21 protein-coding genes and 5 pseudogenes are annotated in these 25,561 nt (G+C 66.9%); 21 read left to right on the top strand and 5 right to left on the bottom strand.

Annotation, left to right across the window (positions count from 1 at the left end; genetic code table 11):
• Window positions 1–27: 27 nt before the first annotated feature.
• From GON09_RS27050 to GON09_RS27005, 10 genes and pseudogenes are all read left to right on the top strand, one after another.
• The gene (locus tag GON09_RS27050) at window positions 28–1,563 is read left to right on the top strand and encodes an AMP-binding protein (RefSeq protein ID WP_213935033.1); all 1,536 of its coding nucleotides are present in this window, start codon (window positions 28–30) and stop codon (window positions 1,561–1,563) included.
• Window positions 1,564–1,635: 72 nt separating this feature from the next.
• Window positions 1,636–2,891: pseudogene (locus GON09_RS27045) on the top strand (acetyl-CoA C-acetyltransferase).
• A gap of 209 nt (window positions 2,892–3,100) precedes the next feature.
• A complete protein-coding gene (locus GON09_RS27040; protein ID WP_213935032.1) occupies window positions 3,101–3,568 on the top strand; it encodes a Zn-ribbon domain-containing OB-fold protein in 468 nt (155 codons plus the stop codon).
• A gap of 5 nt (window positions 3,569–3,573) precedes the next feature.
• On the top strand, window positions 3,574–4,761 hold the full coding sequence (locus GON09_RS27035; protein ID WP_213935031.1) for a thiolase family protein: 1,188 nt from the start codon (window positions 3,574–3,576) through the stop codon (window positions 4,759–4,761).
• A gap of 32 nt (window positions 4,762–4,793) precedes the next feature.
• Window positions 4,794–5,607, top strand: a pseudogene (locus GON09_RS27030) (mycofactocin-coupled SDR family oxidoreductase).
• 69 nt (window positions 5,608–5,676) lie between these two features.
• Entirely contained in the window at window positions 5,677–6,456 is a 780-nt protein-coding gene (locus GON09_RS27025) for an SDR family NAD(P)-dependent oxidoreductase (protein WP_213935030.1), read from the top strand.
• Window positions 6,453–7,286: an SDR family NAD(P)-dependent oxidoreductase gene (locus GON09_RS27020; RefSeq protein WP_213935029.1), complete on the top strand. Its 834-nt coding sequence runs from the start codon at window positions 6,453–6,455 to the stop codon at window positions 7,284–7,286. Before GON09_RS27025 ends, GON09_RS27020 begins: the two co-directional genes overlap by 4 nt.
• Entirely contained in the window at window positions 7,286–8,053 is a 768-nt protein-coding gene (locus GON09_RS27015; RefSeq protein ID WP_244867057.1) for an SDR family NAD(P)-dependent oxidoreductase, read from the top strand. The genes GON09_RS27020 and GON09_RS27015 overlap by 1 nt, the downstream gene beginning before the upstream one ends.
• Window positions 8,053–8,631 carry a nuclear transport factor 2 family protein gene (locus tag GON09_RS27010; RefSeq protein WP_213935028.1) on the top strand — a complete coding sequence of 193 codons (579 nt, stop codon included), beginning with the start codon at window positions 8,053–8,055 and terminating at the stop codon, window positions 8,629–8,631. Before GON09_RS27015 ends, GON09_RS27010 begins: the two co-directional genes overlap by 1 nt.
• Window positions 8,628–9,596: an LLM class flavin-dependent oxidoreductase gene (locus GON09_RS27005; protein WP_307854573.1), complete on the top strand. Its 969-nt coding sequence runs from the start codon at window positions 8,628–8,630 to the stop codon at window positions 9,594–9,596. Before GON09_RS27010 ends, GON09_RS27005 begins: the two co-directional genes overlap by 4 nt.
• Before the next feature lie 589 nt (window positions 9,597–10,185).
• On the opposite strand, the gene GON09_RS27000 is transcribed toward GON09_RS27005, so the two are convergent.
• Window positions 10,186–11,217 (bottom strand): IS110 family transposase, encoded by a 1,032-nt coding sequence (locus tag GON09_RS27000; protein ID WP_213935027.1) that lies wholly within the window; start codon window positions 11,215–11,217, stop codon window positions 10,186–10,188.
• Between the two features lie 87 nt (window positions 11,218–11,304).
• On the opposite strand from GON09_RS27000, the pseudogene GON09_RS26995 reads away from it, so the two are divergent.
• The 5 genes and pseudogenes from GON09_RS26995 to GON09_RS29075 form a co-directional block, all read left to right on the top strand.
• Window positions 11,305–12,053 (top strand): annotated as a pseudogene (locus tag GON09_RS26995) (IS3 family transposase); the annotation flags it as partial.
• A gap of 186 nt (window positions 12,054–12,239) precedes the next feature.
• Window positions 12,240–12,623 carry a transposase gene (locus tag GON09_RS26990; protein ID WP_213935026.1) on the top strand — a complete coding sequence of 128 codons (384 nt, stop codon included), beginning with the start codon at window positions 12,240–12,242 and terminating at the stop codon, window positions 12,621–12,623.
• Between the two features lie 162 nt (window positions 12,624–12,785).
• Window positions 12,786–13,028, top strand: coding sequence for a hypothetical protein (locus GON09_RS26985; RefSeq protein WP_213935025.1), 243 nt, complete (start codon window positions 12,786–12,788; stop codon window positions 13,026–13,028).
• Between the two features lie 328 nt (window positions 13,029–13,356).
• A pseudogene (locus GON09_RS26980) lies at window positions 13,357–14,262 on the top strand (IS481 family transposase).
• Window positions 14,259–14,555, top strand: a pseudogene (locus GON09_RS29075) (IS110 family transposase); the annotation flags it as partial. The pseudogenes GON09_RS26980 and GON09_RS29075, both read left to right, overlap by 4 nt.
• Window positions 14,556–14,846: 291 nt before the next feature.
• Here GON09_RS29075 and GON09_RS28600 read toward each other — a convergent pair.
• From GON09_RS28600 to GON09_RS26960, 4 genes are all read right to left on the bottom strand, one after another.
• On the bottom strand, window positions 14,847–15,536 hold the full coding sequence (locus GON09_RS28600) for a hypothetical protein (protein WP_244867054.1): 690 nt from the start codon (window positions 15,534–15,536) through the stop codon (window positions 14,847–14,849).
• Window positions 15,533–16,954 (bottom strand): phenylacetate--CoA ligase family protein, encoded by a 1,422-nt coding sequence (locus tag GON09_RS26970; protein WP_307854571.1) that lies wholly within the window; start codon window positions 16,952–16,954, stop codon window positions 15,533–15,535. Before GON09_RS26970 ends, GON09_RS28600 begins: the two co-directional genes overlap by 4 nt.
• A gap of 379 nt (window positions 16,955–17,333) precedes the next feature.
• Window positions 17,334–17,882: a PaaI family thioesterase gene (locus GON09_RS26965; RefSeq protein ID WP_244867053.1), complete on the bottom strand. Its 549-nt coding sequence runs from the start codon at window positions 17,880–17,882 to the stop codon at window positions 17,334–17,336.
• A gap of 126 nt (window positions 17,883–18,008) precedes the next feature.
• The gene (locus GON09_RS26960; protein ID WP_213935023.1) at window positions 18,009–19,100 is read right to left on the bottom strand and encodes an amidohydrolase family protein; all 1,092 of its coding nucleotides are present in this window, start codon (window positions 19,098–19,100) and stop codon (window positions 18,009–18,011) included.
• 129 nt (window positions 19,101–19,229) lie between these two features.
• Here GON09_RS26960 and GON09_RS26955 point away from each other — a divergent pair, with 129 nt between their 5' ends.
• The 6 genes from GON09_RS26955 (at window position 19,230) to GON09_RS26930 (ending at window position 25,558) form a co-directional block, all read left to right on the top strand.
• A complete protein-coding gene (locus tag GON09_RS26955; RefSeq protein WP_213935022.1) occupies window positions 19,230–20,579 on the top strand; it encodes an acyl-CoA dehydrogenase family protein in 1,350 nt (449 codons plus the stop codon).
• A gap of 58 nt (window positions 20,580–20,637) precedes the next feature.
• Entirely contained in the window at window positions 20,638–21,288 is a 651-nt protein-coding gene (locus GON09_RS26950) for a TetR/AcrR family transcriptional regulator (protein WP_307854570.1), read from the top strand.
• Between the two features lie 275 nt (window positions 21,289–21,563).
• Window positions 21,564–22,229 (top strand): TetR/AcrR family transcriptional regulator, encoded by a 666-nt coding sequence (locus GON09_RS26945; protein WP_213935020.1) that lies wholly within the window; start codon window positions 21,564–21,566, stop codon window positions 22,227–22,229.
• A 10-nt stretch (window positions 22,230–22,239) separates the two neighbouring features.
• A complete protein-coding gene (locus GON09_RS26940) occupies window positions 22,240–23,775 on the top strand; it encodes an AMP-binding protein (RefSeq protein WP_213935019.1) in 1,536 nt (511 codons plus the stop codon).
• An 86-nt stretch (window positions 23,776–23,861) separates the two neighbouring features.
• On the top strand, window positions 23,862–24,365 hold the full coding sequence (locus tag GON09_RS26935; RefSeq protein ID WP_213935018.1) for a Zn-ribbon domain-containing OB-fold protein: 504 nt from the start codon (window positions 23,862–23,864) through the stop codon (window positions 24,363–24,365).
• A complete protein-coding gene (locus tag GON09_RS26930) occupies window positions 24,362–25,558 on the top strand; it encodes a thiolase C-terminal domain-containing protein (RefSeq protein WP_244867052.1) in 1,197 nt (398 codons plus the stop codon). Before GON09_RS26935 ends, GON09_RS26930 begins: the two co-directional genes overlap by 4 nt.
• Window positions 25,559–25,561: the final 3 nt, after the last annotated feature.

Here is a 25,561-nt window from a genome sequence, read left to right as displayed (position 1 = left end):
AGAAACGAACGCAGACAAGGAGACACCGTGACCCCCACGACACTGGGTGACATCTCACGTGAACACCGACGCAGCTACCCCGGCACCACCGCTGTCGTGGACGAGCAGACCCGCCTGACCTGGCCCGAGTTCGACGACCGGGTCAACCGCGCCGCGCACGCCCTGCAGGCCGCGGGCGTCGGCGCGGGCGACCGGGTGCTCTGGCTCGGTCAGACCTCCTTCCGGGTGTTCGAGCTGCTGGGCGCCTGCGCCAAGCTCGGTGCGATGGTGTGTCCGGCCAACTGGAGGCAGTCCGGCGAGGAGTTCGCCTTCGTGGTCGACGACTTCGACCCCAAGGTCGTCGTCTGGCAGGACGAGGAGATCGGCGACGCGGTGCGCGCCGCCCGCAAGCTCACCCAGCGCGATCCGGTGTGGTGGCAGCACGACACCACCGGGGAGGAGAGCTACGAGGACGCGCTCGCCGCGCAGAGCAGCGACGATCCCTGGGGTCCGGTCGACATCGACCTGCCGGTGCTGGTGATCTACACCGCGGCCATCGGCGGCAAGCCGAACGGCTCGATGCTCACGCAACGCAACCTGCTGACCATGGCGCACGAGTCCTCCTACCTGACCAGGTCGGCGCATGACTCGGTCTTCCTCAATTCCGGGCCGCTGTTCCACATCGGCAACTTCCAGTGGGACGCGCTCGCGGTCTACCTGCAGGGCGGCACCAATGTCTTCGTCCGCCGCGTCGAAGCCGAGTCGGTGCTGGAGATCATCACCCGCGAGGGCGTCACCTCCGCGTTCCTCATGCCGCCGACGATCATGCAGATGGTCCAGCTCTACGACGCGGACAAGCACGACCTCTCCCGGCTCCGCGGCGGGCCCTTCACGCCGCTCTGGAACGGCCTGCTGGCCGAGGACACCACGCTCTGGGGTTCGCTGCCGGGCGGTTTCGGGCAGACCGAGGTAAGCGGCCTCGCGGTGGTGAACGGTCACGGCGGGCGCGGGCAGGGCAACTCCGGTCGGCCCTCGCCCCGGGTCCGGGTCCGGATCGTGGACGCCGAGGGCAACGAGCAGCCGGTCGGCGAGCCGGGCGAGATCGTGGTGGCCGGCGACGTCGTGCACGCCGGCTACTGGAACCGTCCGGAGATCAACGAGGCCCGGATGCGCGACGGCTGGTGGCACACCACCGACATCGGCCGGCGTGAGCCCGACGGCAGCCTGCACTTCGTCGGCACCATGACCCGCATGATCAAGTCGGCCGCCGAGAACATCTATCCGGCCGAGGTGGAGGCCTGCCTGACGCAGCATCCCGCGGTGCGCGAGGCCGCACTGATCGGGGTGCCGGACCCCCAGTTCACCCAGTCGGTGAAGGCGGTCGTCGCGCTCGTCGACGGCGCCGAGGTCACTGCGGAGGAACTGATCGAGCACTGCCGGGAGCGGATCGCCTCCTACAAGAAGCCACGCACGGTGGAGTTCGTCACCGAGATCCCCAAGCGCGACGGCGCCACCGACTATGAGGCGCTGGACGAGCGATTCGGTGGCGGCGGCTACCCGGGCGGGGACAACGTCCGCGCCTGACCATGTTCGCGGCGTCGGCCCCGGAACCGGGGCCGGCGCCGTTCTCATTTCCGACCGAAGAAAGAGACCTCCATGGTGGAAGCGGTGATCGTCGCCGCGGCGCGCACCCCGTTCGGGCGCGCCTACAAGGGCAAGACATAGGATCTGCGCCCGGACGACCTCGCGGCACATGCAATCCGCGCGGCACTGGACCAGGTGCCCGACCTCGATCCGGCCAACGTCAAGGACCTGCTGCTCGGCTGCGGCGCGCCCGGCGGCGAGCAGGGGTTCAACATGGGCCGGGTCGTCTCGGTGCTGCTCGGCATGGACACCGTGCCCGGCACCACCGTCACCCGCTACTGCGCCTCCAGTGTGCAGACCACGCGGATGGCGCTGCACGCGATCAAGGCAGGCGAGGGCGAGGTCTTCGTCTCGGCCGGCGTGGAGGCGATCAGCCGCGGCACCCGCGGCCACGCCGATACCCCGCCGGTCGCCGAGGGCGCCGACCCGCGCGACGGGCGGCCAACCCGTGGGACCAACCCGCGGTTCCGGGACGCGCAGACCCGCACCGCGAAGCGCGCCACCGGCGACGCCCCAGTCTGACGGATCCCCGCGCCGACGAGCTGCCGCCGGACGTCTACATCGCCATGGGGCAGACGACGGAGAACGTCGCCCAGGTCCGCGGTGTCTCCCGGCAGGAGCAGGACGAGTTCGCCGCGCGCTCGCAGCAGCTGTACGCGCAGGCCGAGAGCGCGAGGTCCTGGGCGAGGGAGATCACCCCGATCACGCTGCCCGACGGCACCGTCATGGACGCCGACGAGAGCCCACGCGCCGGCACCACGGCCGAGGCACTGGCCGGGCTGCGCCCGGTCTTCCGCCCCGACGGCACGGTGACCGCGGGCAATGCCTGCCCGCTCAACGACGGCGCCGCGGCCCTGGTGGTCATGTCCGACACCGCCGCGCGAGGCCGGGGACTCACCTCGCTGGCCCGGGTCGCCGCGACCGGCGTGTCCGCGCTGTCACCAGAGATCATGGGCCTCGGGCCGGTGGCGGCCACGCGGGACGCGCTGGCGAATGCCGGGCTCTCGATCGGCGACATCGACCTGTTCGAAATCAACGAGGTCTTCGCGGCGCAGGTGATCCCCTCGTACCAGGAGCTCGGGATTCCGCTGGACTGCCTCAATGTGAACGGCGGCGCGATCGCGCTGGGCCATCCCTTCGGGATGACCGGCGCGCGCATCACCACCCTGATCAACTCGCTGCGCACCCACGACAAGCAGTTCAGGCTGGAGACCATGTGTGTCGGCGGCGGTCAGGGCATGGCGCTGATCCTGGAGCGGCTCAGCTGAAACAGCCCGTGGCCGGTCCTTCCGGGGCCGGCCACGGGCTTCTCGCCTCCACGTCGAACCGACGGCAGGGCGTCACCGATCGGATGGTCACCGGATCGCCGAGCCTGTTTCCGCTGGGGAACCGGGTTCGGCGCCGGAACCCTTCCCAGGGAGCCGTCCCGGGCAGAGGATCGAGGAAGAAGTAGCCCGACATGCCGCAGGGAGGACCAATGGTCGACGAACCATCGACGACAGCCACCACCGACGAGGACGTGTTCGCACGCTTTTCGCGCATCCGTCTGGACCAGGTCAACATCGAGTACTACCGCGGCCTGCTGCTGGGCGAGCTGCGCGCGGGTCGGTGCGCCCGGTGCGAGCAGTGGCACACCCCACTGCGCCCGATCTGCCCGGCATGCTGGTCGCCGGAGGTCGAGGTGCGGGCCGTGCGCGGCACCGGCACCGTGCACCTGCTCACGCGGCTGCACCAGGGGCCGCCGGTCGTCGACTACACCTCCCCGTGGCCGCTGGCCGCCGTCGAACTCGACGAGCAGCAGGGGCTGCGGATCGCGGCCCCACTGACCGACACCCCCACCGCGCTGCAGCGAATCGGGCAGCGGGTCGAGCTGGCCTGGATAGAGCGTGACGGCGCACCGTGGCCCGCGTTTCGCGCGGTGCCGGGCGAGGAGAACGCACTGTGAACCTGATGCCGCAACGCAATCCGAGCAAGGACCAGGTCGCCGTGGCGGGGCTGGGCCGGTCGCCGTACGCCCGCGACCGTGACACCACCGAGCTCGCCATGGTCCTCGAGGCCGCCACCGCGGCCATCGAGGACGCCGGGCTCGCCCGCGAGCAGATCGACGGCGTGGTCGGCGGCGGGCTGCACACCGGCGGCATCGATCCCGCCGTCGTCGTCTCCGCGCTCGGCCTGCCCGCCGTCACCTGGTGGACGGGGGTGCGGCCGCCGATCGGCAACCACCTCACCGCCGCGGTCAACGCGGTGTGGTCCGGTACCGCCAACGCCGTGCTGGTCTACCACTCCATGTACCGGATGGGCCGCGGCCTCTTCCGCGAGCGCGCCGCGGCCGGGCTGCCGGACGGCCGCGCCCTGCTCGGCGACGGTCACACCGAGTCCGAGCCCTACGGCATGTTCGGGTCGACCGGCTACGCCGCCTGGGCGGCCCGCTACCTCGCCACCTTCGGCCGGGACCGGCAGGACCTCGGGCTGGTCGCGATCAACGGCCGGACCAATGCCGCGGCAAACCCAGGCGCCGTCATGCGGGACCCGCTGGCCATGGAGGACTACCTCGACGGCCGGATGATCCGCGAGCCACTGTGCCTCTACGACATGGACGTCCCAATCGACGGCGCCGACGCGTTCATCGTGACCACCGCCGAGCACGCCCGGGACCTTCCGCACCGACCCGTTCTGGTGCACGCACTCTCGATGGGCCTGGCCGCACACCCGGAGGAGCATCTCACCGCGGGCCTCGACCACACCGGCCAGACGATCTCGGCGCGGGCGCTGCTGGCGCGCAGCGAGTTCGGCATCCACGACTTCGACGTGCTGCTCCCCTACGACGGCTTCTCACTGATCACCCTGCACTGCCTGGAGTCGTACGGGTTCGGCGAGCCCGGCACCGCCGGTGACTTCCTCGCCGAGCACTGGGACCCGAGTCGCGGGCGGGTCCTGATCGACGGCCGCGTGCCGATCAACCCGCACGGCGGCAGCCTCTCCGAGGGCGGCTCGCAGGGGGCGGGGCACCTACGCGAGGCGGTGCTGCAGCTGCGCGGCGACGCCGGCCGGCGGCAGGTCGACCGCGCCGCCTCGGCGCTGCTCACCCCGGGCGGGCTGTTCTTCAACGCCCAGGGCATCGCGCTCCGCACGGACTGAAGGGACTTGCGGTGACATCGACAGGGGATCGCGTGCAGCGGCTGGACGGCAAGGTCGCCTTCGTCACCGGTGCCGCGCGCGGCCAGGGACGCGCGCACTGCCTCCGGCTGGCCGAGGAGGGGGCCGACATCATCGCGATCGACATCGCGGGCCCGATGCCGGGCGGTCATCCCCGGACGGCCACGGCCGACGACCTCGACGAGACCCGGCGGCTGATCGAGCAGACCGGTCGCGGCGCCGTCGTGGGCCGGGCCGACGTCCGGGACTTCGCAGCACTCGCCGCCGTTGTCGACGAGGGCGTGGACCGTTTTGGACGGCTCGATGTCGTCGCCGCCAACGCGGGCACCATGTCCGGCGGGCGGATGTGGGAATTGACCGAGGAGCTGTGGAACATCTGCATCGACGTCAACCTCACCGGCGTGTGGAAGACCGTCAAGGCCACCGTGCCGCACATGATCGCCGCCGGCATCGGCGGCTCGATCATCCTCACCAGCTGCGCGGCAGGCTACCGCGCCGTACCCGCAGTCCGGCGGGTACGGCGCCGCCAAGCACGGCCTCGTCGGGCTGTGCCGGACCCTGGCGGTCGAGGTCGCGCGGTACGACATCCGGGTGAACACGATTCACCCCAACGGCGTCCGCACCGCCATGGGCCGGGCGCCCGACCCGGACACGCTGCGCGCGAGCGGCGTCGACGACCACGAGATCTGGCTCTTCGGGCATGTCACCGCCTCGGTGCTGCCACAGGGGATGCAGGAGCCGGAGGACGTCGCCTACCTGGCAAGCGACGACGCGCGCTTCACCACGGGCACCGCCCTGCAGATCGGGGCGGGGAACCAGCTCATGTGAGCAGACAGCCCGCTCGACGCCGCAGCGCCAACCGATTTCGCGTTTCCGATCCAGCAGAGGAACATTCCCGTGACACCACGTTTCGCCGAGCGGGTCGCGCTGGTCACCGGTGCCGGCTCCGGCATCGGTCAGGCCACCGCCGCCTTGCTCGCCCGCGACGGCGCGATCGTCGCGCTGAACGACATCTCGTCCGCCAGCGCCGGCGCGACGGCGGAGCTGATCCGCGACTCGGGCGGTACGGCCCACCCGATCGTCGGTGACGTCACCGTCCCGGGCTTCGTCGACGAGCTGTTCGAGGAGGTGCTCGCGCGGTACGGCCGCGTCGACATCGTGCACAACAATGTCGGTTTCGGCGGGAACCGGTCGATCGCGGACACGGACGACGACGTCTGGCACCACGGCCTGGACGGCAACCTCGGCGCGACCTTCCGCGGCGTGCGGGCGGCGATCCGCGCCATGACCCCGCAGCGGCGGGGCGTCATCGTCAACACCGCCTCGGCGGCAGGCGTGCGTAAGGTGCCGGGGGTGATCCCGTACTACGGCGTGGCCAAGGCCGGGGTGATTCAGCTGACCAGGGAGGCGGCGGTCGAGGCCGGGGAGTTCGGGATCCGGGTCAATGCAGTCGTTCCCGGCGCGGTCCGGACCCCAGCCTTCGAGTCGTACCTCGGCGCCGAACGCTTCGAGCAGTACCGGGAGCAGCTGCCGCTGCGCCGGATGGCCGAGGCCGAGGACATCGCCGAGGCGGTCGCCTTCCTCGCCTCCGACAGCGCCGCCGCCATCACCGGGGTCGCGCTGCCGGTCGACTCCGGCATCAGCGCGGTCATGCACCAGCCGGTCATGGACCGATGAGCCCGCTCGTTGGGCGGGTGGCGCTGATCACCGGCGCCGGGCGCGGCCTCGGCGCCGCGCACGCCGCCGCTCTCGCCGCGGCGGGCGCCGCGGTCGTGGTCAACGATCCCTCGGTGTCGATGGATGGAACCACCAGGGAGGACGCCGATCTCGCCGGTGCAGTCGCCGCATCGATCACGGCGGCGGGTGGAACCGCCGTCGCGGACCGGTCCGACATCGCATCCTTCGCCGGCGCCGCACGAGCGGTGGCATGTGCGCTGGACACGTTCGGACGCATCGACATCGTGGTCAACAACGCGGGCATCCTCACCCCGACCCCGGTGTCCGAGCTGACCCAGGCCGAGCTCGAGCGCGGCCTGGCCACCGCCGTGACCGGCAGCATCGGCGTCGCCAGGGCCGCCTTTGCGCCCATGCGTGAGCACGGTTACGGGCGGGTGGTCAACACCGTCTCCGAGGCGGCGTTCGGGCTGGGCTATCACACTGGCGTCGGCTACGCCGCTGCCAAGGCCGCGCTCTGGGGCGTCACCATGGCGCTCGCCGACGAGGGTGCGCCGCACGGTATCACGGTGAACGCGATCTCGCCGGGTGCGCGCACCCGGATGTCGCGCGAGCACCTGAACCGAAGCGGGGCCACGCTGGACCTGGATCCGGCGCACGTCTCCCGTGTGCTCCTCGCCCTGGTCGCCGACGACGCCGGCGACATCACCGGCCGGGTCGTGCACGCCGCGGGTGGAGCGGTCCGGGAGTACCTGCTGCGGCGCCAGGCCGATACCCCGCTGGTCGCAGCGCTGACCGGCACCGAGAAAGCATCGAGACAGGAGAACAGGTAATGGCGAACGACTCCTCACAGTCCGGCCGGATGGCGGGCAAGGTCGTCCTGGTCACCGGGGCCGGGCAGGGCATCGGGCGCGGCATCGCGCTGGCGCTGGCCCGCGAGGGCGCCGCGGTGGGCTTGGCGGGGCGGACGGTGGCCAAGGTGGAGAGCGTCGCCGGCGAGATCGAGGCCTTCGGCGGTACGGCGCTCGCCCTGGAATGTGATGTCACCGAACGAGATCAGATCGAACGGGCGGTCCGGTCGACCGCCGACCGGTTCGGCGGGCTGGACGGGCTGGTCAACAACGCCCAGTCCTCGACCCAGCGCCCGCTGGCCGACGTCACCGCCGAGGACGTGGAGATCGCGCTGTGCAGCGGCCCGCTGGCGGCACTGTGGGCGATGCAGGCGGCGCTGCCGCTGCTGCGCGAGCGCGGCGGCGGCTCGATCGTGAACTTCGGGTCCAGCACGGCGATCAACGGCGCGCCGATGTTCGGCGCCTACGCCATCGCCAAGGAGGGCATCCGCGGGCTGTCCCGGGTCGCGGCCAGGGAGTGGGGCCGCTACGGCATCCGCGTGAATGTCGTTGTGCCGACCGCACTCTCCCCCGCCGCCGAGCAGTTCGAGCGCGACCAACCAGAGCGTTTCCAACAGCACGTCAAGCGACTGCCGCTCGGCCGGATGGGCGACCCGGAGACCGATATCGGCCGCGCCGTCGCAGCGCTCCTCAGCGACGATCTCGCCTACCTCACCGGCGACACCCTCATGCTGACGGGCGGCGAGTGATGGAACCATCGACCCTGACCCGGCGGCTCGCCCGCACCGAGGCACAGTTGGAGATCGGCCAGTTGCCGATCCGGTACGCGCTCGCCGTCGACCAGCGCGACATCGACGCCTGGCTCGCACTGTTCGTCCCCGACGTCCAACTGGGCCGCCACGGTTCGGGGCGGGAGAACCTGCACGCCCTCATCGAACCGCAGCTGCGCTGGTTTTACCGCTCAGTCCACCTGATCTGCGGGCACCGCGTCGAGCTCGGCCCGGACGTGGACGACGACGGGCCGCTGACCGCCACCGGCCAGGTCTACTGCCGCGCCGAGCACGAGGTCGACGACCGCTGGGTGGTGATGGCCATCCGCTACGACGACCGCTACCGCCGGGTCGACGGCGAATGGCTGTTCGAGCGCCGCATCGAGAACCACTGGTATGCAGCCGATCTGCTGGAACGGCCGCAGCAGGCCGAGTTCGACAGCTGGCGGGTCGGCGGCCCGCCGGCACTGCCCGCACGGGACCCGTCGTGGGCGGCCTTCTGGCCCGCCGACATCGCGGCGCCGACCTCCCACCCCGCATCCGGAGCTGCCTCGTGACCGAGATCGGACTGTACTTCGACCTGCGCAACCCGCCGCACCGGACGGGCTCGGCCGCGCGGCTGCACGCCTTCACCCTGGAGATGTGCGAGGAGGCCGAGCGGCTCGGCGCCGGCTCCGTGTGGTTCTCCGAGCACCACCTGTTCGACGACGGCTACTTGACCCAACCGCTCACCTTCGCCGCCGCCGCGGCCGCCCGCACCCGTCGGATCCGGCTCGGGACCGCGATCCTGATCGCGCCGCTGCACTCCCCTGTCGAGGTCGCCGAGCAGGCCGCGCTGGTCGATCTGATCTCCGACGGCCGGCTGGATCTCGGGATCGGAACCGGCTACCGCAAGCCCGAATACGAGCTGTACGGCGCATCGGACCGGCAGCGCTACGGCCGCACCGACGACATGGTCCGTCGCCTGCGGGAGCTGTGGTCGAAGGGCGGAGTGACCCCCGCGCCGGTGCAGGATCCGATTCCGGTCTGGCTCGGTTACCACGGCCCACAGGGCGCTCGCCGGGCCGGGCTGCTCGGCGCGCCGCTGCTGACACCGAACCGGGAGAGCTGGACCGCCTATCGCGCGGGTCTGACCGAGGGCGGCCACGACCTCGCCGTCGCCCGGATGGGCGGTGGCGTGCAGGCATGGGTGACCGAGGATCCGGAGCGAGACTGGCCGCTGGTGGCGCCCTACATCGGCTACCAGGTGGATTCCTACCGTCGGCACATGGTCGACGGCACCGGGGAGCCGGCACCGAAGCCGATCGACCCGGCCCGCCTCGTCGACAGAGACGCACGGAACCCGCTGTCCTACTTCTGGTTCGGCACGCCCGATGCGATTGCCGAGCGGATTCGTGGGCTCACGGAAGGTGCCCCGGTCGACACCGTCTACCTGTGGGGCTCGGTCGGCGGCATGCCCGAGGAGATGGTCGCCGAGCACGTCCGGGTGGTCAGCACCCGCCTCGCTCCGCTACTTCGCTGAGCGGCGCTCCGGCGCGAATACACAGTCGGGCCGGGTCCCTGTACCGCTATCGCCATCCTTGACATCAAGCTGGCGACACTTACCGGTAGTTTGTTAGCTCGGGAGGTAGGGGGCTCCCCCCCCTGAATGAGGACATCGTGAACACTGGGTCGTGAAGGACCCAGAGGAAGAGATGTCACCAATGGTCATCCCTGAAAGGGGAGGGGCCTGTCAAGGTGCTGATTGGGCCCGTTTGGCGGCTCTTCCGACCTCCGTGTGGACAGCGCCAAGTGGAGGGTCGACCTCAAGATGGAGCGCCCGCAGCGTAGCGAGGACGAACGATCTTGATGGCGACCCTCCACTCGGCGAACACTTGTTCGGGGAGTCGGGGTGCGGTGCGATGTGCGATTGTGGGGGGCGAGGTCTCCAGTGTGATGTGTATGGGGTTGGGGCAGGGCCGAATCCCTCGGCTGCCGGTCATCCCTTCGTCCGGCCATGAGGCGGACATGGAGCGGTGCGCTGGCAACACGCGAGGCCAATCAAATCCGCGACCACGCCACTACGGGGGTCAGACTATTCAGCGGCCGTGCGCGTGCTGCGCCCGAGGTGCTCACGCCACCGCCTTCTGACGGGTCAGTGCGCGAATGTGCCCGTCGCGTAGCCCGTAGTAGACGAGAGTGAGCAGCTTGCGTGCCGCGGCGACCTTGGCGATGTTCTTGGCGCGGCGATCTTCGATGCGTGCACGGTCGAGGGAGATCTTCGTTCCGGTGGGCTGGTGCTGAATGGCCTCGACCGCTGCCCAGCGGACCAGTTTGCTGCCCTGCTTGGTGATGTGCCCACGGTGGACGAGGGTGTCCGACTCGTGGTGGCGCGGAGTCAGTCCCGCCCACGAACACAATCGGTCCGGACTCTTGAATCGGTGGGCATCTCCGATCTCGGCGACGAACACCGCAGCCAGCACTGGGCCGACGCCGGGCAGTTGCTGGATCACACGGTAGCCGGGATGGTTCTGCAACTGGTCGGCGATCGCGGTGGTGAACCGTGCCTCGTGGGTGTCGAGGACGTCGATCACTTCGAGCAGTGAGATGACCCGCTGCGCGTACGCCGCGCCGAGTGGGATCCTCGCCAGTCGCCTGCGGCCGTCGACGCCGAACAGGTCCGAGACGGGGATCAACTGGCCTTCCTTGGCGAGCACGGCGTGTACCTGTGCCTTGAGTCCCGACCGGAGTGCGACGAGCTTCGCCCGGTAGCGCACCAGCTCGCGCAGCTCTCGTGTCACCGGTGGAGCGATCCATGCCTCGGGGAGCCGGTTCATTCGCAGCAGGTCCGCCAGGTCACTGGCGTCGCGGACGTCGTTCTTCACCCGTCGGTAGCGGAATCCTTTGACACCCAATGGGTGTGCCAGGTGGACGTTCGCGCCGGCGGCCTGCAGTGCGTCGACCGCCCAGTACCAGCCGTAGGTGGCCTCGAGTACCACTTCGGGATGTTCTCCGGCCTTCTTGAGCTGCAACGCCAACGAGGCCGGGTCGTTGACAATCCGCACCGCCGCGAGCCGCTCACCGGTATCGGTTTGCCGCACGATCACTGATCGTTGTCGGTGCAGGTCGATCCCGACGAACTGTCTTCCGCCATACTCGCTCATAGGGGCCTCCTTCGTCGTGTTCGAACGTGACACCCCCAGCATTCGCCGGGAACCACGAGGAGCGGGAGGCCCCGCCCCTTTCATCGCATCAAGAAGGCGTACTCGGCGGAGTTCAAGGCCGATGCCGTCGCGTTGTATCTGTCCGATCCGAGCCACACCTTCGACGGCATCGGCAACGACCTCGGGGTCAGCCGCGAGACTCTACGCAACTGGGTTCGTGCGGAACGCAAACGCACCGGTACCTCCACGACCGAGCTGCGGACCAGCAGGCCGGCGCGGCCGGCATCCCGGAAGGCGAGGTATCGTCCGACTCCGTGTTGGAGGAAGAAAATAGGCAGCTCAAGGCCCAGATCCGCAAGCTCGAGGCCGAACGGGAGATCCTGTGCAGGGCCGCGAAATATTTCGCGGGCGAGACCAACTGGTGAGCCGCTTCGGAGTTCGTCGACGACCACCGCAACACCGCTCCGGTGAAGTGGCTGTGCCAGATCCTCGAGGTATTCAGGTCCGGATTCTACCGGTGGCTCGCCGCCGCACCGGCCCGGGCCGAACGCGCCCGCGCCGACGACGAGCTCGCGACACGGATCCGCGCCATCCACGCCGACTTCGACGGCACCTACGGTGCCCCGCGCATCACGGCCGAGCTGCGCGATGTCGGGATCGAGGTGAACCACAAGCGGGTCGAACGGGTGATGCGTGAGAACGGGATCGTCGGGGTGCACCTGCGCAAACCGGTGCGCACCACGGTCCCCGCTCCCTCCGCGACGCCGGTGCCGGACCTGATCCGGCGGGATTTCACCGCGAAGGCACCGAACACCAAGTACGTCGGCGACATCACCTCATGGGAGAGTCGGGCCTGATCCGACACGAAGAAGCGACTGGCAGGTGGTCACTGAGACATTACCGATCCAGGCGCAGTTTGAAGCGGTGAGCTGCTGGAAGGTGATCACTGCCGAGGGACTGCTGCACGATCGGGTGACATCTGAACTGTGGTGCCGTCAGGCACTGCTGGAAGGATGGACCCCGTGCCCAAGCCCTACCCGAAAGAGTTCCGCGACGACGTCGTGCGCGTGGCCCGCAACCGCGAACCGGGCCAGCATCTGCGGCAGATCGCCGCGGACTTCGGCATCAGCGAATCCTGCCTGACCAACTGGCTGCGAAAGGCCGACGTCGAGGACGGTATCAAGCCAGGGACGACGAACGAAGAGTCCAGAGAAAATTGTGAGCTGCGAAAGCGGATCCGGTTGCTCGAGCAGGAGACCGAGGTGCTGCGCCGGGCCGCGGCGTATCTGTCGCAGGCGAGTCTTCCGGGAAATGATGTTCCCCCGCAAGCGGGAGGTGCCCCCACCGCTCGTCCGCGAGCTGGCCGCCGGCGGGATTCCCGTCGTGGCGGATGTGCCGGGTCCTGAGGATCGCCCGCCAGCCGTACTACCTGTGGCTGGCCGATCCGATCACCGATGCCGAGCTCGAGGAGGCGTATCGGGCGAACGCCCTGTTCGACGCCCACCGCGAGGACCGAAGAGTTCGGTTACCGGTTTCTCGCCGACGAGGCCCGCGATGCGGGTGAGTCGATGTCGGACCGCACCGCCTGGCGGATCTGCTCCGAAAACCGTTGGTGGAGCGCCTTCGGCAAGAAACGCGGCTCGAACAAGGGCCGTTCGGGGCCGCCGGTGCACGACGATCTCGTCGGGCGTCTCTTCGCCGCGGACGGGTCGAACCGGTTGTGGCTTACCGATATCGAGCGCCACGAGGCGCTGTTGAACCGAGTGGGGGTGAGAGACCACCACGGCCGTGCTGTCGCAGCAGCACGGTGAAGCTGAGGGCAGCCTGATCCCCGGGACGGGGGTGCGGGTGGAAGCAGCCCTGACAACGACGAGACGCGTCAGCACTGCCAGATGGCGTGGGCTCGGCTAGCAAGACGGGAAGGCGTACGTGAGGAACCAGCGGCTGAACGCCCCTCAAGAGAGCCTCCGGCTCGAACCTGGTGGATCCGGGCCGGTTAGCTGTCGCGGGTCATGACGTTGTAGACACCAGCACGGGGGCTGACGAAGGCGGACGGGTCTTCCGACGGCAGGATGGGAAGTACCACCAACTCATCCGCCGAACGAAAGAACCCGTCCGTGCTCCACCGCAGGCGCCCCGCTGTCCGTCGAAGGTCGCCGCCGTCTCGTGCAGCGGTGCCAGACCCGCCCGCTCTCCCATGTCGCCGCCGAGATGGGGATTTCCCGGGCCTGCGCCAGCAAATGGATGGCCCGCTACCGCGCCGGAACCACAAGTGGTCCGCAGCTCGGATCGCGCACGAGCTCGCCGCCGACGGCATCAGCATCTCGGTGCGCACCGTCAGCCGGCACCTCGCTCACCTCGGGCTGAACCGGCGCAGGTTCCTCGACCCGAACGGCGAGAACAACCGCCAGCCACGCCGGATCATCGCCCGCTGGCCCGGCCACATGGTGCACGTCGACATCAAAAAAGTCGGCCGGATTCCCGACGGCGGTGGCTGGCGGGTCCACGGCAAGGGCTCGGAGCAGGCCAAGAAGGTCGAGCGCGCCCAGACCACCGGTGCCCGCGCCGGCTACGTCTACCTGCATTCGGCGGTCGACGGGTTCTCCCGTCTCGCCTACACCGAGGCCCTGGCCGACGAGAAAGCCGCCACGGCAATCGGGTTCATGCACCGTGCGCGGGTGTTCTTCGCCGCCCACGGCATCGTGCACATCCACCGGGTGGTCACCGACAACGGGTCCTGCTACCGCGCGAAGGACTTCGCGAAAGTGCTCCACGGTGGCCGGCATCAGCGGATCACCCCGTATACGCCTCGCCACAACGGGAAGGTCGAGCGCTACAACTTCGATTCTGGCCGAGGAGTTCCACTACGCCCGCGTCTGGGTCAGTGAACGGCAACGCGTCCAGGCGCTACAGGTGTGGAATGTGCACTACAACTATCATCGTCCGCATACTGCCGTCGGTAATCGGCCGCCCGCGAGCAAACTCCGGACCGGTGTCACCAACGTCATGGCCTCATACAAAGGTGAGGAGACACCTCCATCATGAGCGTCACCCTCGAGTACCCGCAAGCATCAGAGATGATCGTCGCCGGAGTGGACTCGCACGCCGACACCCACCATGTCGTCGTGCCCGACCCCCACGGACACCGCATCGCCGACCACCAGTTCCCCGCCATGTCCGGCGGCTACCACGCCTTGCTCACCTGGCTCGCAGCCTTCGGGCGCATCCACCTGATCGGAATCGAGTCGACCGGCACCTACCCGGCCGCGCTGACGTGCTTCCTCACCGCACACCAGGTGCCGGTCGTGGAAGTGAACACCCCACACGCCCACACCCGTGCCCGTGTCGGCAAGGACGACGCACTCGACGCGGAAGCCGCTGCACGCAAAGCCTTGTGGGGTGAGGCTACCGCGGCTCCCAAGGGCCAGTGTCAGCGTGTCCACCACCCGGGGCTACCCCACCCTTCAAGATCGTCCGGCGTCAGTCGGCGTACGAGCACCGAACGGCCGTATCTGAGCAATCCGGGGGTGCCGTCGTCGGAGTTGTGTTCGGCACGCGTCACACGGCCACCTCCCGGTCGGAGGAATACGAGCGCCCACCCCACGGTGACGGGGTGGGCGCTCTGGCAATCAGGGCTCGAGGAGGATCGTATCGCCGTCCCGAGCCAGTCGGCCGGACAGTCCTGCCGGGAAATTGGCGATCCGTGCCCGTCGCGCCGCGGTTGCCGACACGAGCAACCCGCCATCGGTTTCCTGGACGGTCCACTCGGCACCGTTGATTCGCAGGATGCCCGGAGCGTCCGGTGTTGCGAGACCCAGTGCCGGACCCACCAAAGCCAGGAGAAGTGCGTCGACGTTCGCGGCAACCAGTTCGGCGTGTGCTTCCGGGCGGGCCCAGATGAGGCGCACTTTGTCGAACACTGCGGTCAGGTCGGGTTGTTGCGCTCTGATCGAATCGAGTGTATCGCCGCCCAGTCCGATGACGACCGTGATCGGCAGGCGCTCTAGCACCGACAAGAACCGGGTGACGTCCCAGTTGTAGGTCTCGGCCGGGGTGTAAGTCGCGCCGATCAGACGCAGAGCTCGTACCACCGGACTCAGCCACGGGTTCTCATGGTTGGGGGTGGTGATCAATACGTGGTCGCGTTCGGTGACGCCGGCGGCGACCAGCTGCTCGTGTGCCCACGCAACGTCGCGTTCGAGATCCTCCCAGCCGATTTCGTAGTCGACGAAACCGTCGCCGGAAGGGAGCACACCGATTCCGTAGATCGGAGACCGGGGCAGACGCCGTGCGGCGTCCAGCATGGTCTGACGTGTCATTTCTTCACCATCCTCGGGAACTTGGCGACGCTCGAGCTGTACTGCAGGATGTCTTCGAGGGTGAGCAGGGCAAGGTCGACACCGACACCCAGCTTTGCCTCGAGAAGGCCGGTCAATCGACGCTCGAGATCGACCACATCCGACGTGCGTTCGGGTGCGTAACCGACTCGCAGCCGAAGCCGCGTCATCGGCGCTTCCGTCCGAATGATCTGGAACATGCCGTCCGACAGCTCCGGCAGCGACTCCACCAGACGCCATACGTCACCGACCACGATGGCCTTGCCGTCGATCACAGCTTCGTCGCCTCGCCGACCGGAGAACCACATGCGGGCGTGCGTCCGCCCGCTCGGCGAGGGACGGCGGGTGACCTTCACCAGATCACCGGATCGGAACCTGATGTAGGGGGCGGCCCGGTTGTCGAGGTCGGTGGCGATCAACTCGCCGACCTCCATGTCGCCGACCGGTTGGTCGGTAACCGTATCAAGCACCTCGGGGAGCATCGTGTCCTCCCACAGCTGGAAACCGTCGAGCTCCGGCCCTTCCCACGCGGTCCCGGTATCTCCCGCACTGGTGTAGGCGACGATCCGGACACCCCAGTCCTCGGTGACCTTGCGCTTGAGCGCCTCGCCCATGGGCTGTCCGGCGAAGGCGCAGAATTTGATCGAGGCGAATGCTTCCCGCAGGTCGTACTTCTCCTCGAGCTTCTCGAACTCCATGATCGCCGGCAGATGCACCTGCATGTAGGCCACCTTGTGCTCGCAGATCGCGCGCAGCAGGGACTCCCCCTGCCCTAGCCAGCTGTCTACGAACACCGGTGTCAACCCGAGGGTTGTGTAGAAATCGTCCCAATAATTGCGGAACGTGCCTACTGGAACGATCACCCTGTCGCCCGGGCGTAGTCCGTGCGCATAGAGATCACGGGTGCTGGCAGCAGCCAACGGCGGAGCATCACTCCAGATCTCCGGCAGCAATTCGGGTGCTGAGGTGGTACCCGACGTCGTGGTCACCGAGGTCAGATCCTTCGAATCCACGCACAGCAAGCCGCCGTAAGGGTCGCCGGTGCGTGCCCGGTAGGCCTGGATATCAGCCTTGGTAAGGGTTGGAATCTTGGTGGTGAAGTCCGCGAGGGTACGAATGTCATCGGGTGAAATCCCCGCCGCGCTCCAGTGCTCGCGATAAAGCGGGGAGTTGTCCCATGCGAACCGGACCAGCTCCAGCACTGCGGCCTCTTGACTGGCTTCGATGACCTCCCGGGGGGCGGTCTCTACTTCTGGTTCCAAGAAGTCGCAGAGCTCGCCGTCGAGCTTCTCGCGGGGGTCTTCCCGCCCGGTGATTGTCACGGTCTCCTCCATCGCCGAGGTCAGAACAAAGTCGGTGTAGTAAGGGACACACCGAATGATCCGTATGATCTGCAGCACAGTCTATCGGCATAAATATCTACCTGTATATACCGGAACAAGGAACGTTGTTCCAGGTCGTCAAAGACTGCCGGCGGGAGTGCATGCACAGGGCGGCGCAGGAGTACCCGGCACCGACTCCGTCGCCCGCAGGTTCTTCCGGACGCGCAGCCCTGCCGGATCATCCTCACGCATCGAGTGAGCCGACTGTTGCCGGTCGAGTCGACGGCAACCGTCACCCGGCGCGTGCGGAATCTGCACCGCGGTCGGATGCGAGTCCGACACTCGAGCGCCTACAGACCGGCAAGGCGACGCTTCTATAAGGTAGGTCGACACCGATCTTCGATTGCCGTGACCGAATGCGAACAGTTCGAACGGAAGCGGCGCGGAACGTCGCGCTCTAGATGGACGAGCTGCGCTGGCCTTCCAGCCATGCATAGTGTAATTCGAAATGCGTCTCGGGTCGCTTGATCATTACTGCATCTGCCTCGGCGACTATCGCCCCGGAGGTCTCCAACTCGAGCGTTGCCCGGACGAACACCTTGCGCTTCTCTCGTCCAACGATCCAGGCGCGACCGATCAGCGCCCATTCGATCGGTACCGGTCGTACAAACTTGACAATGAGCGTTCCGGTAACGCCGAACTCGTTGTTCATCATCAGCGTATGGCCGACCAGTTCGTCCATCACGCCCGCCGTCCAGCCCCCGTGGGCCACCTGGGGGCCGCCTTCTTCCTCAGGACCGCACACCACTCGGCTCACCACCACGCCATCATCGTCGAGGCGCTCGTTTTCGATGCCCAAGCGACATCGGTTCAACCGCCGGCACCCGTGACACAACCGCATGCCCTCCGGTGATTCGGGGGCGTACAGCGGCGATGACGGGTCGGCACTGACCGCCGCAGTGGGAACCGCGTCCTGAGCGAGGTCGTCGTGTCCGGTGTCGGTCATTGAAGATCCTTTCGGCGGAGAGGTCCGGACTCCAGCCGGATCTATGAGAATAGATGGGAATGTGCACTACGCACGACATCAACACCGCGGGCGCCGGGGAAGGCGCCCGCGGTGTTGATGTTCGCCTCAGACTGACGGGAAGAGCTCTTCGAAGGCACCGTGCAGCACCCGGTCCCGAATCTTCGTGTCGACGCCGTCGAAGACGGTGCGCAACGTCTCCTGGGTGTGTCCATAGGTACCCTCGAGGTGCGGGTAGTCATCCCCCCACAGCACATTGTTGTAGTTCGTGTCCTCGATGACCTGCACTGCGCTGATGTCGTGCTGGAAAGAGGCGTACACCTGCTGGCGGATGATCTCGCTGGGCAGTCGCGAAAGCCTCGGTCGCACGAACATTCCGTGCTGGCGGTAACCCTCGTCCATCCGGTCCCCGATGGCAGGCACCCAGCCGGCGCCACCTTCTGCCACGAGAACCTTCAGATCAGGGTGCCGATCCAGTGCACCGCCCGCCACCAGATGCGTGATCACCCGCATTCCCGGGTAGGTGGTCTCCATGTAATTGACCACCGCGCCTCCCGGGCCACGGTAGACGACGTTGGCCGCACCGGTACCGATGTGCCAGCACAGCGGAAGCTTCAGTTCCTCCGCCGCGGTCCACAATGGCTCCCAGATGTCGAGGCCCCACGCCCGGTCGTCATCGATCCCACACGGGAAATAAAGGGCTCGGAACCCCATCTCGGCAGCGCGCTCGGCTTCGGCCACCGCGTCCTCCACCTTCTGCAGAGGCACGATGGCGGGGGCGAAGATCCGATCCTGCTTGCCCATGATGTCTTCCATCGCCCAGTCGTTCCAGGCACGGGCGACCGCGACCTCCAGTTCGGGATCACGAATATTGTTGACCCAGAAGCCCATGGACGGAAACGCAAGCTGGTTGCGCACGCCCTCCCGGTCCAAATCCTGCAGACGAATGTTCAGGTCCTTGAATCCCGGCGGACGCATGGCATCCATGAAGTCGTTCAACTGCCGGTCGATCTGCATTCCGTCGATATAGACGATCTCGTACTTCTCACCGCGCTCGGAGCGCGGCGCGCGGTCCGCCAGACGCTTGGATAGCCGGGCGGTCCACAGATCCTCCGGCTCCATCAGGTGGGAGTCTCCGGAATTGGCCCAGATCTTCTCCTCTTCCTGCTGATCCTGAACTGTTGAAATCGCCTTGGTCATGAGTTCCTCCTCGGATCGAATGACATCGTGGCGCATCGCCGCAAACCTCGCCCCGCCACATGCTTTACACTGTAACGAAATTGCGTCATCCTGTGAAGAGGAGAACGTACGAGATGCCCGGGAGGCGCGATGGAACCGACAGTCGGTAGCAAGGCACTTACTCGCGAACAGCGCGACAAGTACCTGGAAAATCTCAACGAAGAGACCCTGTCCGCGTTGATGCGGTCCACGTGGACCTGGGACGATCGAGCACTACGGCGCACGCTCAGCGAATTGGTCACCGGACTTACTGCGGTACGCGAGTTGAGACTCGGCGAAGTCGGTTGCCCAGCCCCCGTCCTGCAAGCAGCCGAGTCCAGAGTGCTCGCGGCCACCGGCGAGTTCGTCGCCGAGGTCCTCGGCCCGCGATTGCTCGTCGATGCCGACAACGATTTCCGGGAATCGCTTCTGCCACTCGTGGAAGCAACCGGCGCACTGACCGCCGATGCTTCTCGCGCTTTGGACGTCCTCGCCGTCGATGTCACCGGCCAGGTGATCGAGCGCAACGAATCCCTGTCGACCATCCTGCCGGAGGACAGGTGGGAAGAAAAAGCGTTCGGCGGATCAGCGGCGAACCTGGCCCGGGTGGGCTACTCCGCCGGCTACACGCTCTCCGACCACGACTATTTCGCGGCCGCAGGACTCGGTGCCCAGGCATACACCATCGCGGGCTCCCCGATCGACCACCGCATCGACGTAGACCGCTCCACATTGGCAGCGGCGGAAAAGACGGGTTCCTGGGATCCGGCACTCGTGCGGACCCGAGCCAAGGCCGTCGACGGCGGTTGGCGGCTTACCGGCGAGAAGTGGTATGTCCCTAGCGCCACTACCACGGCCATCCTCTTCGTGATTGCCCGCAATATCGGCGGACCCTCGCTGTACCTCGTCGAACGAGGTGCCCCCGGCGTCACGATCGAGCCGCTCGACTCCATCGACCCGACCCGCCCCCTTGCACGGGTCGGATTCGACGACACGCCCGCCACCCTGGTCGGCCGCGACGGCGCGGGAGGGTTGATCATGAATCGCACAGTGGACAGGGCGGCGACTGTGCTTGCAGCCGAGCAGATGGGCATCGTGGACCGAGCCCTGAAGTGCCTGTCGGACGTCCCGCCGGCAACCACGGACAGCGAGTCCTGGCGCGGATACACACGCAAGCTGGCCGAACTGGAATTGCTCCGGACGTGCTCGACAGCCCTGTGGTACCGCGCCGTGAAGCTCCAGGGCGGAGACGACCCGAATGCTACCTCCGTGGCCGCGGCGATGGCGCATATCGGCTGCTCCAACGCCGTCCGTCAGGTGATCCTGCGACTCCCCTCGGTGGCTGCCGATCTCGACAACACCGTCGTCAGCGCCATTGCCGCCCGCGCACGCTACACCGACCTTCTCCTCGGCGGCCCCGCACTGGCACACGAGCGGCTACTGGAGCGGCTGGGAGTGTGACCCACCAGGCAGCTTCCCCGGGAACCTCGCGGACGGGCGTACGAGTATGATCCCCGGCGTGGGCTCGAACGACCATCCGGAAACTCTGTCTCGAAAAGCCCGGGGTCGTCCGCCTTCGTTGACGGAAGACCAGATCGTCGACGCTGCCCTCGAGATCATCAGGTCGCAGGGGCTGGATGCGCTCTCGATGCGACGGCTCTCCCAGCGGCTCGGCCGCTCCCAGATGGCGGCGTATTCGTACGTCGCCGACAAGCAGGAGTTGCTCGATCTGGTTGCCCAGCGCACGCTGGTCGACGTTCAAGTCCCGGACGAGTCCGCCGGGCCATGGGACTGCCGGTTACGGATGCTGATCGACGGCATCGATTCTCAGTTGCGACGAAACCCCGGAATCGCCGGATTTCTGCTTCAGCGCATGCTTCATTCCGATCGCCGACTGGTTGACGCCTTCATGGCCATCCTGCTCAGCGCCGGACTGCGAGAGCCGCAGGTGTTGTTGTCGTACGCCATGATCCACACCTATCTCTTCGGTCGATACCAAGTCGCTCTGGCCGAAGTCCCCCGCGATACAACCGACCTACCACCTGCTCTCGCGCAAGTGATGCCGCACCTGACCGGGCTGCGCGGCGCCGACTACTACACCTTTGGTATCGAGACCCTCATCGACGGCCTACGCGCCAGAGTCACCGAGAACTCCCCCGAAGGTCGCTGACGGCCACTCGGCGCAAGTACGAAATATCAGTAGCACCACGACACCGGTCAGATCCTCGCCCGAGAGAACCGACCGACGAACGACGACATGCCTGGTTCGGCAGATTTCGTCCTCTTCTGCGCCGGATACCGAGCAGTTCGGACAGTTTGACGACCCGAGTGTTCAACTCGCCATTCCCGCCCGCTGCGTCCTCCGCCGGCACCGGCGTTCCGATCAGTACTCGCACACACCTCACCATCATCCAGTAGAATTATTAAGTTAATTGACTAGCAAGCGTGCTTGACGAGCAGGAGTTCGAAGTGCAGCTGTCCGCCACCACGTGCGATCTCCGCAGCCGAACCGCGATCCCGAAAGCTGCGCCATTCTCGATGCCGCGTGGTGGGCACTCGAACGCTCCCACTTCCGTTCCCCTGAAAGTACGGCAGGTTCTGGCTGCGTCGAGCCCCTCGGCAAGCAACTTCTATCGGCGATTTCCCAGCAATGCGCATCTACTCCTAGCCCTATTGAAAGGTGAATTCCAGCTCGTCGAAAGTCGGCGTCGAGACCGTATCGACACCGACGCGCCGTTCGCGGAGCAACTGGAAACCTGGTTGCGCTACAACATCGGAATCCTTTACCACCATCGTCGTGCTCAACGGGCCCTCATGTTCCTCATCAGGCCCTGTTGGAGCTTCTACCGGAACAGGTCGTCCCGCTCTACGAAAACCGGCGATCGATACTTGTCCGAGATCATCCAGAGAGGCATGAACAAGGGCGAACTCTTCGATGGCGATCCCCTTCAAGCGGCGATGTTCATCGGGAATCTGATCCGAGGCTTCCTGGCCGGAGGCAGCGCAGGACAGAGCGTGGAAGACGATCTCGTCGTTCGGATGCACGACTTCGTCTTGCGAGTATTCGGCCCACATGGCATCCAGAACTACGGCTTTCGCCTACCCAAATGAGGAGAAGACCATGACCCACACCACGTTGGGCGACATCTCACGCGAGCACAGACGCAGTTACCCCTCCGGTATCGCCATCGTGGACGACCAGTACCGGCTGACCTGGCCCGAATTCGATGACCGCGTCAACCGGACAGCGCACGCGCTGCAGTCCGCCGGCGTGGCCGAGGGAGATCGTGTGCTGTGGCTCGGGCAGACCTCCTTCCGCGTATTCGAACTTCTCGGTGCCTGCGCGAAACTCGGCGCGATGGTGTGTCCGGCGAACTGGCGACAGTCGGATGAGGAATTCGCGTTCGTGATCGACGATTTCGATCCGAAGGTCGTCGTATGGCAGGAGGAGGAGATCGGAGAGGCAGTGCGAGGCGCCGCCAAGCTGACCACACGTGATCCGGTCTGGTGGCAGCACGACACCGACGATCAGGATAGTTACGAAAATGCGCTCGCCGCTCAGAGCACCGAGGACCGGTGGGGCCCGGTGGATGTCGATCTACCACTGCTGGTGATCTACACCGCGGCGATCGGGGGCAAACCGAACGGTTCCATGCTGACCCACCGCAATCTGCTCGCGATGGCGCACGAGGCGTCCTACCTGACGCGATCGAACTCGGACTCGGTATTCCTCAACTCCGGGCCCTTGTTCCACATCGGTAACTTCCAGTGGGACGCGATGGCGGTCTATCTACAGGGCGGTACCAATGTCTTCGTACGCCGGGTTGACGCCAAAGCGCTGCTCGAGACCATCACCCGGGAGGGTGTGACCTCCGCCTTCCTTATGCCCCCGACCATCATGCAGATGACGCAGCTCTACGACGCGGATAAGCACGACGTGTCGCGGCTGCGCGGCGGAGCGTTCACCCCGCTGTGGAACGGCCTGCTGGAGCAGGACACCACCCCGTGGGGTTCTGCCCCTGGCGGATTCGGGCAAACCGAAGTCAGCGGACTCGCGGTGGTCAACGGCCACGGTGGACGTGGCCGAGGCAACTCGGGTCGCCCCTCGCCCCTGGTCCGCGTCCGCATCGTGGATACCGAGGGCAACGAGCAGCCGATCGGCCAAGCCGGCGAGATCGTGGTCGCGGGTGACGTCGTGCACGCAGGTTACTGGAACCGCCCGGAGATCAATGCACAGCGAATGCGCGACGGGTGGTGGCACACAACCGATCTGGGAAGACGCGAGCCGGACGGCACCATCCATTTCCTCGGAACCATGACCAGGATGATCAAGTCTGCGGCCGAGAACATCTACCCCGCCGAGGTCGAGAACTGCCTCGAGCAGCACCCGGCAGTACGCGAAGCTGCTCTGATCGGCGTACCGGATCCGCAGTTCACCCAGGCCGTCAAGGCAGTCGTGGCTTTGGTGGACGGTGCGCGGGTCACCACAGAGGAACTCATCGAGCATTGCCGCGAACGCATCGCCTCCTACAAAAAGCCCCGCACGGTGGAGTTCGTCAGCGAGATACCCAAGCGCGACGGCGGCAAGGACTACGGGACGCTGGACGCGATGTTCGGTGGTGGAGGCTACCCGGGTGGGGACAACGTCCGCGCCTGATCTGCTGGCGGCAGCAGCGGTGATCGGCACCGCGTTCGCACATCGAGCGACCCCCATAACACGTTCAACGAGAATCAGGAGCACGAATGGCCGCTGCACCCACACCAGCCGACGACTCCGGCAGGCTCATCGACGGCACCGGCGAAAGCCCTACAACGGAAGATGTCTTCAAACGCTTTCCGCGGATCCGGCTGGATCAGATCAATATCGAGTACTACCGGGGTCTGCTGTTACACGAACTGCGCGCCGGTTGGTGCCCAGAGTGCGAACAGTGGCACACCCCGTTACGGCCGATCTGTCCGTCCTGCTGGTCGAGTGAGGTCGTAGTCCGCCCGGTACAGGGAAGCGGAACCATTCACCTGCTGACCCGGCTGCATCAAGGTCCGCCCGTGGTGGACTACACCACCCCCTGGCCGCTCGCCGCGATCGACCTGACGGAACAGCCGGGCCTGCGGATCGTGGCTCCGCTGGTCGACTCACCGGAAACCACGCAGCGAATCGGACAGCCCGTGGAACTCACGTGGATCGAGCGTGACGGCGCACCGTGGCCCGCATTCCGTACGGTCACGGAGAAGGAGAACGCCCGATGAATGTGCTTCCGCAACGTAATCCGATGAAGGATCGCGTCGCCATCACCGGACTCGGACGCTCCCCCTATACCCGCGACCGAAACGTCACCGAACTGACCATGGTTCTGGAGGCAGCCACCCGCGCCATCAAAGATGCCGGGCTGACCGCGGATCAGATCGACGGCGTAGTCGGTGGTGGGCTCCACACCGGTGGCATCGATCCCGCGATCGTGGCATCAGCCCTCGGGCTACCCAGCGTCACCTATTGGACCACCGCGAGACCACCGATCGGTAACCACCTCACCGCCGCCGTGAACGCCGTGTGGTCGGGAACCGCCAACGCGGTCCTGGTCTACCACTCCGTGTACCGACTCGGTCGCGGACCGTTCCGCGAACGGGCCGCCGTCGGTCTGGCCGATGGACGGGCAATGTTCGGAGACGGCCACACCGAAGCCGAGCCGTACGGCATGTTCGGCCCCATCGGTTATGCGGCCTGGGCGGAGCGCTACCTTGCCACCTACAACCGCACGCGACAGGACTTCGGGCTGGTCGCACTCAACGGGCGCGCGAACGCCGCAGACAATCCCAACGCGGTCATGAGCGCCCCCCTGACGATGGACGGTTACCTCGAAGGCCGGATGATCCGTGAACCGTTGTGCATCTACGACATGGACGTTCCGATCGACGGCGCCGACGCATTCGTCGTCACCACAGCAGAGAGTGCCACCGACGCCCCGAATCGCCCCGTTCTCATCCACGCCCTGTCGATGGGATTGACGGACCATCCGGAGGAACACCTCACCGCGAGCTTCGACCGCACCGGCCAGACCGTCTCCGCCGATGCTCTTCTCAATCGCAGTGACCTCGGGACAAATGATTTCGACGTACTGTTCCCCTACGACGGATTCTCCCTGATCACGCTGCACTGCCTGGAATCCTATGGATTCTGCAAGCCCGGTGAGGGCGGCGACTTCCTGCGTGAGCACTGGGACGACAGTCGGGGCCGAGTCATGATCGACGGCAAGGTACCGATCAATCCACACGGCGGCAGCCTTTCCGAAGGCGGAACCCAGGGCGCCGGCCACCTACACGAAGCGGTGCTGCAACTTCGCGGTGAATCCGGGGACCGTCAGGTGCCCCACGCCGCTTCCGTCCTGGTGACTCCAGGCGGATTGTTCTTCAACGCACAAGGAATCGTTCTTCGCACGAGTTGACCT

The organism is Rhodococcus sp. B50 (assembly GCF_013602415.1).
Taxonomy (GTDB): domain Bacteria; phylum Actinomycetota; class Actinomycetes; order Mycobacteriales; family Mycobacteriaceae; genus Rhodococcus.
This window is presented reverse-complemented; position numbering and strand designations above follow the sequence as displayed.

What these genes read in the sequence shown, in the direction of transcription:
- GON09_RS27015 (WP_244867057.1), top strand. Translation starts at nt 7,286, where the DNA reads ATGGCGAACGACTCCTCACAGTCCGGCCGGATGGCGGGCAAGGTCGTC.
- GON09_RS26935 (WP_213935018.1), top strand. Translation starts at nt 23,862, where the DNA reads ATGGCCGCTGCACCCACACCAGCCGACGACTCCGGCAGGCTCATCGAC.
- GON09_RS27020 (WP_213935029.1), top strand. Translation starts at nt 6,453, where the DNA reads ATGAGCCCGCTCGTTGGGCGGGTGGCGCTGATCACCGGCGCCGGGCGC.
- GON09_RS26955 (WP_213935022.1), top strand. Translation starts at nt 19,230, where the DNA reads ATGGAACCGACAGTCGGTAGCAAGGCACTTACTCGCGAACAGCGCGAC.
- GON09_RS27000 (WP_213935027.1), bottom strand. Translation starts at nt 11,217, where the DNA reads ATGAGCGAGTATGGCGGAAGACAGTTCGTCGGGATCGACCTGCACCGA.
- GON09_RS26960 (WP_213935023.1), bottom strand. Translation starts at nt 19,100, where the DNA reads ATGACCAAGGCGATTTCAACAGTTCAGGATCAGCAGGAAGAGGAGAAG.
- GON09_RS27035 (WP_213935031.1), top strand. Translation starts at nt 3,574, where the DNA reads ATGCCGCAACGCAATCCGAGCAAGGACCAGGTCGCCGTGGCGGGGCTG.
- GON09_RS26965 (WP_244867053.1), bottom strand. Translation starts at nt 17,882, where the DNA reads ATGACCGACACCGGACACGACGACCTCGCTCAGGACGCGGTTCCCACT.
- GON09_RS26930 (WP_244867052.1), top strand. Translation starts at nt 24,362, where the DNA reads ATGAATGTGCTTCCGCAACGTAATCCGATGAAGGATCGCGTCGCCATC.
- GON09_RS26985 (WP_213935025.1), top strand. Translation starts at nt 12,786, where the DNA reads ATGTCGGACCGCACCGCCTGGCGGATCTGCTCCGAAAACCGTTGGTGG.
- GON09_RS27040 (WP_213935032.1), top strand. Translation starts at nt 3,101, where the DNA reads ATGGTCGACGAACCATCGACGACAGCCACCACCGACGAGGACGTGTTC.
- GON09_RS26940 (WP_213935019.1), top strand. Translation starts at nt 22,240, where the DNA reads ATGACCCACACCACGTTGGGCGACATCTCACGCGAGCACAGACGCAGT.
- GON09_RS27010 (WP_213935028.1), top strand. Translation starts at nt 8,053, where the DNA reads ATGGAACCATCGACCCTGACCCGGCGGCTCGCCCGCACCGAGGCACAG.
- GON09_RS28600 (WP_244867054.1), bottom strand. Translation starts at nt 15,536, where the DNA reads ATGACACGTCAGACCATGCTGGACGCCGCACGGCGTCTGCCCCGGTCT.